The sequence below is a fragment of the Baekduia sp. Peel2402 genome (assembly GCF_052567285.1).
The window spans coordinates 1753528-1767498 of sequence record NZ_CP199582.1 but is presented as its reverse complement, the minus strand read 5'-3'; the positions used below and the strand labels follow the sequence as shown (position 1 = coordinate 1767498).

The following is a 13971-nucleotide window of genomic DNA, read 5'->3' as shown; positions in this document are numbered from 1 at the left end:
AGCGGATGGACGAGCGCGTCCTTGCCGAGCGCCTCATCACCTACGACACGTCGACACTGGACGGCCTCAAGGCCGGAGCGGGGTTCGTGAAGGGGTGGCTTGAGTCTCACGAGCTGCCGGTGCGCAGCTACGAGCACGACGGACTGCCCGTCGTGCTGGTCGACGTGGGCGGGGGGGCGGGACCGCAACTTGAGGATCTGCCGACGGTCATCTTCCATGGCCATCTCGACGTCGTGCCCGCCTACGCGCACCAGTTCGAGCCCAAAGTCGAGGGCGACCGCCTCATCGGCCGGGGCGCCTACGACATGAAGGGCGCGCTGGCGGCGACGATGTGCGCGCTGACCGACGTCGCGGACAACCCGCACGTCCGGGTGCGCTTCGTCTGCGTCCCGGATGAGGAGTCCGACGACGTGAGCAGCCGCTCCATCGACGCCCTCGTCGCCTCCGGCTACAGCGGCGACTTCGCGATCACCGGCGAGCCCACCGACCTGCACATCGGCGTCCAGGCCAAGGGCGTCCTAGCGGTCCGGGTCGCGGTTCACGGCGTCGCCGCCCACGGCTCCACGCCGTGGCTGGGCGACAACGCGATCCTCAAGGCCCACGACGCGTTTCGCCGGATCGAGACGCTGCCGTTCTCCCGCGAGTCGTCAGACCTCTTCGACCGCCCGTCGATCAACCTCGCCCGGATCGAGGGCGGCGACGCCTTCAACAAGGTCCCTGACCGCTGCACGATGGACGTCGACATCCGCTACCTGCCCACGCAGGACGCCGGCGACATCCTCAGCCAGATCCGGGCGATCCCAGACGTCGAGGTCCTCAAGTGCTTCACGCGCGCGCCCGCCGTGGTGTCGCGCAAGAACCCCTACGTCCGCGCGCTGCGCGACGGCATCGGCCGCTCGATCGAAGGCGAGGCGATGTCCGTCGGCCGCGACGGCGCCTCTGACGCGATCGCCTTCCTCAACGCCGGCATCCCCGCCGTCGAGTTCGGCCCGGTCGGCGCCGGCCACCACGGCCCGGACGAGTGGGTCTCGATCGCCTCGCTGCGCCGCTTCCGCCAGGCGCTGACCGACTTCGTGACGCTCTTGCCCTCGTGGCTGGAGCGCGAAGGCGGCGGCCCCGACCTGCGCGCGGTCGAGGGCGGTCTGGCGTGAAGCGCCGTCACCTGCCCAGGGACGAGCGGCCGCCGCGCGAGGGACTGCAGTTCCTCGGGCGCGCGTTCGGCACCGTCCTGCTGATCGTCCTGCTGACCGCCGGCGCCACAGCGACGGCCGGCCTGTTGCAGATCAAGGAGGAGATCGCGCCGCCCAAGGGCGCGCCGGAGGCGATCCGCGAGGACCCGGTCGCCACCGAGAAGCCCAAGCCGGGCAAGCCGCAGACGATCCTGATCCTCGGCTCCGACCGCCGCTGGAGCGACCTCAAGAAGAACAACCCGGCGCTGAAGCAGTCCGTCCCCGCGCGCTCGGACACGATCCTGCTGATCCGGATGGACGCCAAGCAGGCGGCGACCGTGGTGATGTCAATCCCGCGCGACCTCAAGGTCCTGGTCCCGGGCTACGGCGTCAACAAGATCAACGCGGCCTACTCGCTCGGTGGCCCGAACCTGACGGCGAAGACCATCAAGTCGCTGTTCGGCGAGGACTTCAAGATCAACCACATCGTCAACGTCAACTTCAGCGGCTTCCGCGAGGTCGTGGACGCGCTGGGGTGCGTGTACGCCGACGTCGACCGTCGCTACTACCACTCCAACCTGGGGCTGCCGGTCTCCGCCCACTACGCCGAGATCGACATCGAGCCCGGCTACCAGCAGCTCTGCGGCCAGCGCGCGCTGGACTACGTGCGCTTCCGCCACGCGGACTCCGATCTGGTCCGCGCCGCGCGCCAGCAGGACTTCCTGCGCGCCGCCAAGGACCAGCTCAGCACCTCCTCGCTGATCGACGAGCGCTCCAAGCTCATCAAGATCATGCAGAAGAACACCCAGACCGACGAGAACCTGCGGTCGATCAAGGGCGTCCTGACGCTGGCCAAGCTCGCGATCTTCTCCGCCGACCAGCCCGTGGTGCAGCTGAAGTTCCCGCCGGTCTACTCCGGCGACTCCGAGACGGGCGAGTACGTCGAGGCGTCCCAGACGACGCTGCAGCGCCTGCGCGACCAGTTCTTCCACGGCGCGCCCAAGGCCAAGTCCTCCAAGAAGTCGTCCTCGTCGTCGAGCAAGAAGTCCTCCAAGAAGGCGAAGTCCGGGAACAGCCGCATCAAGAACGCCCGGGTCGTCAGCGCGCGCACGGCGGGGGAGGACCTCGTGGCGCGGACGGTCGCCTCGCACCGCCTCGGGTTCCGCATGTACTTCCCGACGCAGCTGACGACCAGCGGGCGCTACGCGTCCACGGTCAAGGACGGGACGACCGTCGACCCGACGCCGCGCGTCTACACGATCCGCGATCGCGCCGACAAGCCGCGCAAGGCCTACCGCCTGGTGGTGATGGAGAACCAGCAGGAGGGCAGCTACTACGGCATCCAGGGCACGAACTGGACCAACCCGCCGCTGCTGGCCAACCCGACCTCCACGACCACGGTCCGCGGCAAGAAGCTGTATCTGTACAAGTCAGGCAGCCGCCTGCGCTACGTGGCTTACAAGCGCAAGAACGCCGTGTACTGGGTCTCCAACAGCCTGCAGATGACGCTCTCCAACGCGCAGATGCTGGCCATCGCGAGCTCTTTCACCTACCTCAAGTGAGCGCCAACCCGATCGACGACCGTCCCCCGCGCCTGGCGTGGGGCATGTACAAGCGCTTCCTGCTGGCGGCGCTGGTCGTCGTGCTCGCGTCGGCGGCGACGGTGGCGACCGCGGCGCTGCTGGAGTTCAAGGACGACAAGGACATCTTCCTGCGCGCCGGCGGCGGATCGCTGGACAAGGCGACCAAGGGCGCCTTGGACGACGTCGACCCCGGCGGGCCGCAGACGATCCTGCTGCTGGGCTCCGACCAGCGCTACATCGACATCAAGCAGAAGAACCCGGTCCGCTCCGACACCATCATCTTGCTCCGGCTCAACCCGGAACGGGGCGCGACCGCGGTGATGTCGCTGCCGCGCGACCTGAAGGTGAAGATCCCCGGGCACGGCACGGACAAGATCAACGCGGCGTACGCGATCGGCGGGCCGACGCTGTCGGTCAAGACGATCCGCAACCTGTTGCACATCCCGATCAACCACGTGGTCAACGTGAACTTCGGGGGCTTCCGGCGCGCGGTCGATCGGCTGGGGTGCGTCTACAGCGACGTCGACCGCCGCTACTTCAACGACAACAGCCCGCCGTTCGGCGGCGGGCCGGACTACGCGACGATCGACGTCAAGGCCGGCTACCAGAAGCTCTGCGGGCAGGACGCGCTGGACTTCGTGCGCTACCGGCACTTCGACACCGACCTGGTGCGCGCGGCCCGCCAGCAGCAGTTCCTCGCGGACGCCAAGGACCAGATCGGCGTCGGCAAGATCTTTAGCGACCGCAAGGCCTTGTTGCGGATCTTCGGGCGCTACACACAGACCGACATCAACGACGGCGACGCGATCCTGCGGCTGTTGAAGCTGGCGGTCGAGTCGGCGCAGAAGCCGGTCCAGGAGATCCCGTTCCCAGGCGACATCACCGGCGACTACGTGACCGCGACCCCGGAGCATCTCCAAGAGGTCGCGCACCGGTTCCTCAACGTGGCGCCGGCGACGGCGAAGACGTCGTCGGGCTCGTCGTCGAAGAAGAAGGGGTCGTCGAAGAAGAAGTCCTCGTCGGCCGCCGTGCTGCCGCCGGGCATGCAGAAGGCCGGCACCGGCGCCGAGGACGAGGCCGTCCTGCTGGCGGCCAAGCTGCCGTTCGCCGTCTACTACCCGAAGGCCACGCTGTCGGGCGCGTCGCTACAGACCGACGACAGCCGCGCCTACGACATCTTCGACCGCGGCGGCCACAAGTACCGGGCCTACCGCATGGTCGTGAAGACCGACGGCCTCGGCCAGTACTACGGCGTGACCGGCACGAACTGGTCCGGTCCGCCGATCCTCGACAACCCGTCGGAGCGTCGCCGCATGGGCGGCCGCACCTACGAGCTCTTCTACGACGGCTCGAAGCTCCGGATCGTCTCCTGGCGCTCCGGAAAAGCGACGTACTGGATCTCCAACACGCTGTCGCGCAGCCTCTCGAACGCGCAGATGCTCGCGCTGGCGCGCAGCGTCGGCAAGATCCGTTAGCCCGCGCTCCGCTAGCCTCTCGCGACTCATGGCAGCCCCAGAACCAATTGGCGTCATCGGCACCGGCTACGTCGGCCTCGTCACCGCGGCGGGGTTCGCGGAACTGGGCAGCGACGTCTACTGCATCGATATCGACGAGTCCAAGATCGAAGGCCTCAAGCGCGGCGAGATCCCGATCTACGAGCCGGGGCTCGAGGACCTGATCGCCAAGAACCGCGAGCGGCTGCACTTCAGCACCGACATCGCGGACGCGCTGAAGAACGCGCGGCTGCTGTTCGTGGCGGTCGGCACGCCCCCGACGTACTCCGGCGACGCGGATCTCTCCGCCGTCCACGCGGTCGTCGCGTCGATGCCGGCGTCGGATCGTCACGCGCTGGTCATGAAGTCGACGGTCCCGGCGGGTACGGGCACGTCGATCAAGCGGCTGTTCGCCGAAACGGGCAAGGAGCACTTCTCCTACGTCTCGTGCCCGGAGTTCCTCAAGGAGGGCTCGGCGGTCAAGGACTTCCTCCAGCCCGACCGCGTCGTCATCGGCGACGACGGCGACTGGGCCGGCGACGCGGTCGCCGAGCTGTACGCGCCGCTCAACGCCGAGCTGGTCCGCACGGACATCAACTCGGCCGAGATGATCAAGCACGCGTCCAACGCGTTCCTGGCGACCAAGATCTCGTTCATCAACGAGATCGCCAACGTTTGCGAGGCCACGGGCGCGGACGTCGTCGAGGTCGCGCGCGGCATGGGCCTGGACGACCGGATCGGCCCGAAGTTCCTGCAGGCCGGGCTCGGCTTCGGCGGCTCGTGCTTCCCGAAGGACGTCACCGCGCTCAAGCAGCTCGCGGGCAACTCCGGCTACCACTTCCAGCTGCTCAACGCGGTCATCGAGGTCAACGAGCTGCAGAAGCGCCGCGTCATGCAGAAGCTCGAGAAGCACCTCGGCTCGCTGGTCGGCAAGCGCGTCGGCCTGCTCGGCCTCGCGTTCAAGCCGAACACGGACGACATGCGCGAGGCGACCTCGCTCGTGCTCTCCGCGCGCCTACAGGCCGCGGGTGCGACGGTCGTCGCCTACGACCCGATCGCCGAGGGAGAGGCCCGCAAGCTGATCACCGGCGTGGAGTTCGCCCCGGGCCCGCTCGAGGTCGCCGACGGCGCCGACGCCGTCGTGCTCGTGACCGAGTGGGACGAGTTCAAGGAGCTCGATTTCGGGGCAGTGGCCTCGAAGATGAAGGGCGACCTCCTGATCGACGGGCGCAACGCGCTCGAAGCCGACGCCGTGCGCGCTGCCGGACTCTCGTACGAGGGCATCGGCCGAGGCAAGTAAGTGGCACCCATGCAGGCGGTCATCCTCGTTGGAGGAGAGGGCACGCGTCTGCGGCCGCTGACCTCGCGGCAGCCTAAGCCGGTCATCACGCTAGTCGACCGGCCGTTCTTGGTGTACATGCTGGAGTGGCTGCGCGGCCACGGGGTGCAGGACGTGATCCTCTCGTGCGGCTTCGAGCCCACGAGGGTCCGCGAAGCGCTGGGCGACGGCGAGCAGCTCGGGTTGAAGCTGCGCTACGTCGTCGAGCCCGAGCCGCGCGGCACCGCGGGCGCGCTGAAGTACGCCGACGAGCAGGTCGGTGGCCTGGCCGAGCGGTTCTTGATGCTCAACGGCGACGTCTTGACCGATGTCGACGTCACCGCCCAGATCGCTCAGCACGAGGCGACGGGCGCGAGCGGCACGCTCGGTCTCGTCCCCGTCGATGACCCGTCGGCCTACGGCCTGGTGCTGTGCGACGGCACAAGGGCCGTCACCGGCTTCCTGGAGAAGCCCGCGCCTTCGCAGCTCATCGGTATCGACCGCTATTACATCTCCGCCGGCATCTACGTCCTGGAGCGCTCGATCCTCGACCTGATCCCGTCGGGCGAGAACGTGTCGATCGAGCGTTCGATTTGGCCCGCGCTCGTCGGCGAGGGCCTGTACGGCTCGCACGCCGAGAGCGCGTACTGGATGGACATCGGAACGCCCGAGCGTTACCTCCAGGGCACGTTCGACATCCTCGAGGGCAACGTCCGCACCGGTGTCGCCGAGCTGCTCGGGGACTCCTACTCACACGTGGCCGAGGACGTCGCGGCGGCGGGCCGGATCGTTCCGCCGGCGGTCGTCGGCGCGGGCTCCACGATCGCCGCGGGCGCGCACGTCGGCGCGCTGGTCGTGCTCGGCCAGAACGTCACGGTCGGCGAGAACGCGCGCGTCGAGCGCTCGGTCGTGCTGGACGGCGTGACGATCGGCGCGGGCGCCGAGGTCGTCGACTGCATCGTCGCTCCGGGCGCGGTGATCGGCGACGGCGCGGTGCTGCGCGGCGGCGCGGTGATCGGCGACGACGTCCGCGTCGGCGCCGGGAACGTGCTCGCCTCCGGCATCCGTGTGTTCCCTGACACGGACCTGCCGCCAGGCGCGATCAAGTTCTGATGGACTGTGTCCTCGATGGCCATCGGGGACGAGGAGCGCGGCGTGACGACGACCAATCTGGAGCAGCTCGACCGGGACAGCATCGCGACCGTCGACAGCACCGATCAGCTGACCGACGTGCTCGCGATTCCCGAGCACCTGCGCGACGCGCTCTGGAAGGCCGAGTCCGCGCAGATGAAGGAGTGGGACTCGCCCGCAGGCCTAGTGGTGGCGGGGATGGGCGGCTCGGCGATGGGCGGCGCGCTGGCGCGTGCAGCGCTCGGCGACACCGCATCGCGGCCGATCCTGTCCGCACGCGCCTACGGGCTGCCGCCGTGGACGACGCCCGACACGACCGTCCTCTGCGCCTCCTACTCCGGCAACACCGAGGAGACCTTGGCCGCCTACGAGGCGGCGGGCGCGCTCGGCGCGACGCGCGTCGTCGCGACGTCGGGTGGACGCTTGTCCGAGTTGGCGCGTGCCGACGGCGTGCCGGTCATCCCGATCGCCGGCGGCCTGCAGCCGCGCGCCGCGGTCGCCTACATCACGGTCGCCGCCCTGGAGGTCGCCGCGCGCTGCGGCGTCGGGCCGCGGATGGCGTCGGACATCGACGTCGCCGCCGAGCACCTCGAGGACCTCGTCGTGGAGTGGGGCCCGGAGTCCGGAGAGGACTCGGCTGCGAAGGCGCTGGCGCGTGCGCTGGTGGGCTCGGTGCCGATCTTCTACGGCGCCGGCTCGACGACCGCGACCGCCTACCGCTGGAAGACGCAGTTCAACGAGAACGCGAAGATCCCGGCGTTCTGCCACGAGCTGCCCGAGGCCGACCACAACGAGCTGGTCGGCTGGGCCGGCGCAGCCGAGCTGGCGCGCTTCTCGGCGGTCTTCCTGGAGGACTCCGACACGCACCCGCGGATCGAGGACCGCGTCGAGTTGACCGAGGCGCTGATCAGCGACGCGGCGGCCAGCACGTTCCGCGTGCAGACGCGCGGGACGACGGCGGTCGAGCGCGTGTTCTCGCTGGTGCTGCTCGGCGACCTCGTGTCGGTCTACCACGCGGCATTGCGCGGCGTGGACCCCGGCCCGGTTGAGCTGATCGACTCGCTGAAGTCGCGCCTGGCCGAGCGCTGAGGCAGCGCTGAGACGTGTTGCGTCGGGGAGCTGACCCCGGCGCGCGGCGGCGGTCAAGCGGGATGCGGCCGTTCCGATCACCCGGTGCGACGACCGCGGTCGTCGTGCCGCCATGCTCCGCCGCCGCCTGCTCCCCCTGCTCGTGCTCGTGTGCGCCCTCCTCGGGTGCGCCGCGTCCGCGTCCGCCGCGACAATCGCGCTGGACGGGTCGAGCTTTCGCGTGACGGGCGCGCCCGGCGAGGCCAGCGACCTGAAGCTGACGGTCGCCGCCAGTTACGTCGAGCTCACGTTCCCGGCCGCCGGTCAGCTCACCTCTTCGACGGGCTACTGCTACCTGCGCACGAGCAAGGCGATGCGCTGCGCGCGGCCCACGACGCTGGCGATCGACCTCGGCGATGGCGACGACCGGCTGACGGTCGCCGGGACGTCCGCGCTGCCACTGACGATCGCCGACGGCGACGGGAACGACACCGTGAGCGGCGGCGCCGGAGCCGAGACGTTCGTCGACGGCGCGGGCGACGACAGCTTCTCCGGCGGTGGCGGCGACGATCGCCTGGTGGCCGCGGCCGACGCCGACGGCGCCGACAACTTCTCCGGCGGCGCCGGGACCGACACGGTGGACTACGGCGCGCGGTCCGGCGCGGTCTCGGTGACGCCGGGCCTCGCCGCGGGCAGCGGCGCCGACGGCGAGGGCGACACGGTCAGCGTCGACGTCGAGCAGCTCCGCGGCGGCGCGGGCGACGACACGCTGTCCGCAGGTGCGGCGACGACGCTGCTGGACGGCAATGGCGGCAACGATCAGCTCGCCACGACCGCGGCGACCACGACGCTCGACGGTGGTACAGGCGACGACGTCCTCACCGGCGGCGCGACGCTGGACGGGGGCGATGGCAACGACCAGCTCTCCACGCCGCTGGCCACCGCGGAGCTCGACGGTGGCGCGGGCGACGACGCCTTGGCCGGTGGCGCGACGCTGAGCGGGGGCGCGGGCAACGACCAGCTCTCCACGCCCGTCGCCACCGCGACGCTGAGCGGCGGCGACGGCGACGACACGCTCTCCGGAGGCACGGCGCTGAGCGGCGGCGATGGGGCGGACCGCCTGGCGCCTGCGGCGACCGTGCGCGCGGCGACGCTCGACGGCGGCGACGGACCCGACGTCCTGCGCGCAGGCAATGGCAATGACAAGCTCAACGGCGGCGCCGGGGACGACCTCCTCGACGGCGGTGTGGGCGACGACGTCCTGGACGGCGGCGAGGGCGCGGACACGCTCGACGGCGCGGCGGGCGCCGACACGTTGACCGGCGCAGACGGCAACGACGCGCTCGACGGCGGCGAGGGCGACGATCGCGCCGATGGCGGCGACGGGTTCGACAGCGTCGCGACCGGCGAGGGCAACGACCTGCTCTGGGGCGGCGCGGGCAACGACGCGCTCGACGCGGGCGCGGGCGACGACCAGCTCGACGGCCAGGCCGGCGACGACGTCCTGCACGGCGGCGCGGGTGGCGACCGCCTGGCCGGCGGCGACGGAACCGACGCGCTGGCGGGCGAGGACGGCGACGACGTCCTGGAGGGCGGCCTCGGCGCCGACGCGATGGCCGGCGGCCTCGGCCGCGACACGGTCACCTACGACGCGCGCACGCAGCCGGTCGCGCTCACCCTGAACGGCGCGGCAGATGACGGCGCGGCCGGCGAGGGCGACGCGATCGCCGCCGACGTCGAGGTCCTGATCGGCGGCGCAGGCGACGACCGCCTCTCCGGCGGCCCCGGTCCGAACGCGCTGCGCGGCGGCGCCGGGATCGACACGGTGGACTACTCGGGCGCGTCCGCAGCCGTGGTCGTCTCGCTCGACGATCAGGGCAACGACGGCACGCCCGGTGAGGCCGACGACGTCCGCTCGGTTGAACATGTGGTCGGCTCCGCGTTCGACGACAGCTTGACGGGCGGCGCGGGCGCCGAGACGCTCGAGGGCGGCGACGGCGATGACCGCCTCGACGGTGGCGACGGGCCCGACGTCCTGCTCGGCGGCCCCGGCTGGCACGACCGCGCCGACTACTCGGCGCGCAGCACCGGCGTGACCGTGACGCTCAACGGCGCCGCCGACGACGGCGCGGCCGGTGAGGGCGACCTCGTTGGCGCCGACGTCGAGGAGGCCACCGGCGGCGCAGGCGACGACCGCCTCACCGGCACCGACGGCCCGAACGTCCTCAGCGGCGGCGCGGGCAACGACGTGCTCGAGGGCGCCGGCGGCGACGACCTGCTCTCCGGCGGTCTGGGCAACGACCAGCTCACCGGCGGTCCCGGCGCGGACCTGCTCGGCGCCTTCGACGGCGGCGCGGGCGCCGACGTCGTCAGTTGCGACGGCTCCGACATCGCGACCACCGACGCCAAGGACAAGGCCTCCGGCTGCGCGCTGGTGCTCAAGCAGGCCAAGGCCGGCCCGGCCACCAAGGCGGCGACGGCGGGTGTAGCGGCGGTCAAGCGCGGCGTGGCGGCGAGCGCGAACCTGGTGGGGTGGAGCGCCTCTGGCTCCGCCTCTGCGGCGCTCCCGGTCGTCCGCCACGGCGGTCCCGGCCGCGACAGCTTCCGCGGCCGCGCCGGCGACGATCGCTTGACCGGCGGGCGCGGCAACGACCGCCTCGATGGCGGCGCGGGCGACGACCAGCTCGCCGGCGGCTTCGGCCACGACACGCTGCTGGGCAGCGCGGGCGCCGACGTCGTCCACGGCGACGAGGCGCCGGACTCCATCAACGGCGGCTCCGGCGACGACCGTCTGTTCGGCGACACCGGCGGCGATACCGTCAAGGGCGGCCCGGGCAACGACGCGCTGGCGGGCGCGTCGGGCGACGACCGCCTCGACGGCGGCGCGGGCGATGACACGCTCGCCGGTGGCTTCGGCCACGACACGCTGCTCGGCGGCGTCGGCACCGACGATCTCAACGGCGGCGAGGCGCTGGACGCGCTCGACGGCGGCGCGGGCAACGACGCGCTCGACGGCGGCTCGGGTCCCGATGTCGTGCGCGGCGGCGACGGCGACGACGTCGTCTCCGGCGGCACCGGCCGCGACACGCTCTCCGGCGGCCCCGGCAACGACACGCTGGGGGCCAACGACCGCGGCGGCGACGAGCACGTCGACTGCGGGCCCGGCGAGGACACGCTGCTGATCGACCCGGCCAACGGGCCCGGCGGCTACGCCGACAAGCAGATGCTCAAGCAGGGCGACGTCGTCAACTGCGAGCACGTCGTGGAGGCGCAGCCGCCCGCGATCTCGCCGCAGGCCGGCATCCAGGTCCTCACGCCCGACACCGGCGACGCTGACCGCGGCACCGACCGCGCCGACAAGCTCCTCGGTGGCCCGGGCGGCGACGTCCTGGACGGCTCGCGCGGCGACGACCTGCTGTGGGGCGACCGCGACCCCGGTACCGCCGCGCCCGACCTCCTGCTCGGCGGCGAGGGCGACGACACCATCTACGGAGGCGGCGGACCCGACCTCGTCGACGGCGGCCCCGGCAACGACGTCCTGCAGGGCGACGACGGCGCCGACGTCATCCGCGGCGGTGCCGGCAACGACAAGGTCCGGCCCGGCAAAGGCGATGACATCGTGCGGACCGGGCCGGGCAACGACGTCGTCCACGCCGCGGCCGACGGCTCCGGCGACGTGATCGACTGCGGAGCGGGGATCGACACGGCCGAGATCGACCCGGGCGACAAGGTCACCGGCTGCGAGACGGTCCTGCGCAAGTAACGGCAGGACCGCGCATGCCCGCGGGGGCGACCGGGCAACGGTCCTCCATGGGCCTCCTCTTCCGCCTCCCCCTGCTGCTCTTCGAGTACCTGCTGCGCCGCCTGTTCGGCGGTGGCCAGGACACCTACGCGCCGGCGGCGCCGTCCACGCGCTCAACGACCGCGCCCGTCGCCGAGCCGTTCGTGGGGGAGACCGGCGCGCCGCCGCCGACCGCCGACGAGGTGCTCGACCGCCGCGTCGCCCGCGAAGCCACCGCCAGCGCCGGCTCGGTCACGCCGCTGCGCCCAATTGCCGAGTCGCGCAACGGCCACCTCGACACCGAGCCGGAGGTCGTGGAGTCCTTCGGCCCGGCCGACGACGTCGGCGGCACGATCACCGTCGAGGAGCCCTGGGACGGCTACGCGAGCCAGCCTGTGAGCGCGATCATCACCCGCCTGCGCGGCGCCGACGCCGCCACCAAGGCCGTCGTCGCCCTCTACGAGCGCGGCCACAAGAACCGCAAGACGGTCCTGAAGGCGACCGCCTAGCCCAAACCTTGACACAACCGTGGTAAGGTTTGGGCGCAGTGACGGACGCCCTCACCATCCACGAGGCAGCGGAGACGACGGGCTGGTCCCCTCGCATGCTCCGCTACATCGAGCGCAACGGCCTCATTGAGCCGCAGCGCTCCGCCTCGGGCTACCGGTTGTACGGTGCCGCCGAGTTGCAGCGCCTGCGCACGCTCAAGGAGCTGCTCGGCGACTACGACCTCGGCCTGGGTGACATCGGCTTCGCGCTACGCCTGCGCCGCGAGCATCAGCTTCGCAACGCGGTGGAGGCGTGGTTCGAGGCCAAGCCCGAGCGTCCCGCCGACGTGCCGGAGCCCGACTGGCTGAGCTTCGAGCAGCAGAAGCACTCGCGCCTGCTGGACGCCGTCCGCGCGCGACAGACCCAACCCACCTCTCCCACGGAGACCGCATGAGCGCCACCGAATCCCGCACGCTGACCGACTTCAAGGTCGCTGACCTGTCCCTGGCCGAGTTCGGCCGCAAGGAGATCCGCCTCGCCGAGCACGAGATGCCCGGCCTGATGCGCACGCGCGAGGAGTTCGCCGCCGCGCAGCCGCTGAAGGGCGCCCGCATCATGGGCTCCTTGCACATGACGATCCAGACCGCCGTGCTGATCGAGACGCTGACCGCTCTCGGCGCCGAGGTCCGCTGGGTCTCCTGCAACATCTTCTCGACGCAGGACCACGCCGCTGCCGCGATCGCGGTCGGCCCCGACGGCACGCCTGAGGATCCGCAGGGCGTCCCGGTCTTCGCCTGGAAGGGCGAGACGCTGGAGGAGTACTGGTGGTGCACCGAGCAGGCGCTGACCGGCTTCTCCGGTGACCCCGAGCTCGGCCCCAACATGATCCTCGACGACGGCGGCGACGCCACGATGCTCGTCCACAAGGGCACCGAGTTCGAGAAGGCCGGCGCCGTGCCGGACCCCGCGGGCGCCGAGTCCGAGGAGTTCCAGGTCTTCCTGACGCTGCTGCAGAAGTCGCTCGCCGCCGATCCGCAGAAGTGGACCAAGGTCGGCCAGGCCATCAAGGGCGTCACCGAGGAGACCACGACGGGCGTCCACCGCCTGTACGAGCTGGCCCAGCAGGGCGAGCTGCTCTTCCCGGCGATCAACGTCAACGACTCGGTCACCAAGTCCAAGTTCGACAACTTGTACGGCTGCCGCCACTCGCTGGTCGACGGCATCAACCGCGCGACCGACGTCATGCTCGCCGGCAAGACCGCCGTCATCTGCGGCTTCGGCGACGTCGGCAAGGGCTCGGCTGAGTCGCTGCGCGCCCAGGGCGCCCGCGTCATCGTCACCGAGATCGACCCGATCTGCGCGCTTCAGGCGTCGATGCAGGGCTACCAGGTCGCCCGCCTCGAGGACGTCATCTCGACCGCCGACGTGTTCGTCACCACGACGGGCAACAAGGACATCATCATGGCCTCCGACATGGCCAAGATGAAGCACCAGGCGATCGTCGGCAACATCGGCCACTTCGACAACGAGATCGACGTCGCCGGTCTGACGAAGTTCGAGGGCATCGAGCGCATCAACATCAAGCCGCAGGTCGACGAGTACCGCTTCCCGGACGGCCACAGCATCATCCTGCTGTCCGAGGGCCGCCTGCTGAACCTGGGCAACGCGACCGGCCACCCGTCGTTCGTGATGTCCAACTCGTTCACGAACCAGACGATCGCCCAGATCGAGCTGTTCACCAAGAACGACGACTACGACAAGCAGGTCTACGTGCTGCCCAAGCACCTCGACGAGAAGGTCGCGCGCTTGCACCTCGACGCGGTCGGCGCCCAGCTCACCGAGCTGCGTCCGGACCAGGCGGCCTACATCGGCGTCCCGGTCGAGGGCCCGTACAAGCCCGACCACTACCGGTACTAGTCAGCCCCAGTGGCTGAGCGAA

General features: G+C 71.1%; 10 protein-coding genes. All 10 read left to right on the top strand.

From position 1 onward, the window contains the following. Nucleotides 1-5 precede the first annotated feature (5 nt). Complete coding sequence (locus ACT01A_RS08615; RefSeq protein ID WP_445151831.1) at nucleotides 6-1151, top strand: M20 family metallopeptidase; 1146 nt, start codon at nucleotides 6-8, stop codon at nucleotides 1149-1151. After that, the gene (locus ACT01A_RS08610) at nucleotides 1148-2731 is read left to right on the top strand and encodes an LCP family protein (RefSeq protein ID WP_445151830.1); all 1584 of its coding nucleotides are present in this window, start codon (nucleotides 1148-1150) and stop codon (nucleotides 2729-2731) included. The genes ACT01A_RS08615 and ACT01A_RS08610 overlap by 4 nt, the downstream gene beginning before the upstream one ends. Further along, nucleotides 2728-4227 (top strand): LCP family protein, encoded by a 1500-nt coding sequence (locus ACT01A_RS08605; protein ID WP_445151829.1) that lies wholly within the window; start codon nucleotides 2728-2730, stop codon nucleotides 4225-4227. Before ACT01A_RS08610 ends, ACT01A_RS08605 begins: the two co-directional genes overlap by 4 nt. A 28-nt stretch (nucleotides 4228-4255) precedes the next feature. Beyond that, a complete protein-coding gene (locus ACT01A_RS08600; RefSeq protein ID WP_445151828.1) occupies nucleotides 4256-5545 on the top strand; it encodes a UDP-glucose dehydrogenase family protein in 1290 nt (429 codons plus the stop codon). Nucleotides 5546-5554: 9 nt separating this feature from the next. Next, a complete protein-coding gene (locus ACT01A_RS08595) occupies nucleotides 5555-6676 on the top strand; it encodes a sugar phosphate nucleotidyltransferase (protein WP_445151827.1) in 1122 nt (373 codons plus the stop codon). Nucleotides 6677-6691: 15 nt separating this feature from the next. Then, nucleotides 6692-7783, top strand: coding sequence for a bifunctional phosphoglucose/phosphomannose isomerase (locus ACT01A_RS08590; RefSeq protein ID WP_445151826.1), 1092 nt, complete (start codon nucleotides 6692-6694; stop codon nucleotides 7781-7783). Between the two features lie 112 nt (nucleotides 7784-7895). Then, nucleotides 7896-11525: a calcium-binding protein gene (locus tag ACT01A_RS08585; RefSeq protein WP_445151825.1), complete on the top strand. Its 3630-nt coding sequence runs from the start codon at nucleotides 7896-7898 to the stop codon at nucleotides 11523-11525. Between the two features lie 47 nt (nucleotides 11526-11572). Then, nucleotides 11573-12052, top strand: coding sequence for a hypothetical protein (locus ACT01A_RS08580; protein WP_445151824.1), 480 nt, complete (start codon nucleotides 11573-11575; stop codon nucleotides 12050-12052). A gap of 38 nt (nucleotides 12053-12090) precedes the next feature. Continuing rightward, nucleotides 12091-12486, top strand: coding sequence for a MerR family transcriptional regulator (locus tag ACT01A_RS08575; RefSeq protein WP_445151823.1), 396 nt, complete (start codon nucleotides 12091-12093; stop codon nucleotides 12484-12486). Next, nucleotides 12483-13949, top strand: coding sequence for an adenosylhomocysteinase (ahcY, locus tag ACT01A_RS08570; RefSeq protein WP_445151822.1), 1467 nt, complete (start codon nucleotides 12483-12485; stop codon nucleotides 13947-13949). Before ACT01A_RS08575 ends, ahcY begins: the two co-directional genes overlap by 4 nt. The last annotated feature ends 22 nt before the right edge of the window (nucleotides 13950-13971 follow it).

Excerpts from the sequence above, each read along its gene's own strand:
- ACT01A_RS08600 (WP_445151828.1), top strand. The coding sequence starts at position 4,256 with ATGGCAGCCCCAGAACCAATTGGCGTCATCGGCACCGGCTACGTCGGC.
- ACT01A_RS08590 (WP_445151826.1), top strand. The coding sequence starts at position 6,692 with ATGGCCATCGGGGACGAGGAGCGCGGCGTGACGACGACCAATCTGGAG.
- ACT01A_RS08580 (WP_445151824.1), top strand. The coding sequence starts at position 11,573 with ATGGGCCTCCTCTTCCGCCTCCCCCTGCTGCTCTTCGAGTACCTGCTG.
- ACT01A_RS08615 (WP_445151831.1), top strand. The coding sequence starts at position 6 with ATGGACGAGCGCGTCCTTGCCGAGCGCCTCATCACCTACGACACGTCG.
- ahcY (WP_445151822.1), top strand. The coding sequence starts at position 12,483 with ATGAGCGCCACCGAATCCCGCACGCTGACCGACTTCAAGGTCGCTGAC.
- ACT01A_RS08595 (WP_445151827.1), top strand. The coding sequence starts at position 5,555 with ATGCAGGCGGTCATCCTCGTTGGAGGAGAGGGCACGCGTCTGCGGCCG.
- ACT01A_RS08585 (WP_445151825.1), top strand. The coding sequence starts at position 7,896 with ATGCTCCGCCGCCGCCTGCTCCCCCTGCTCGTGCTCGTGTGCGCCCTC.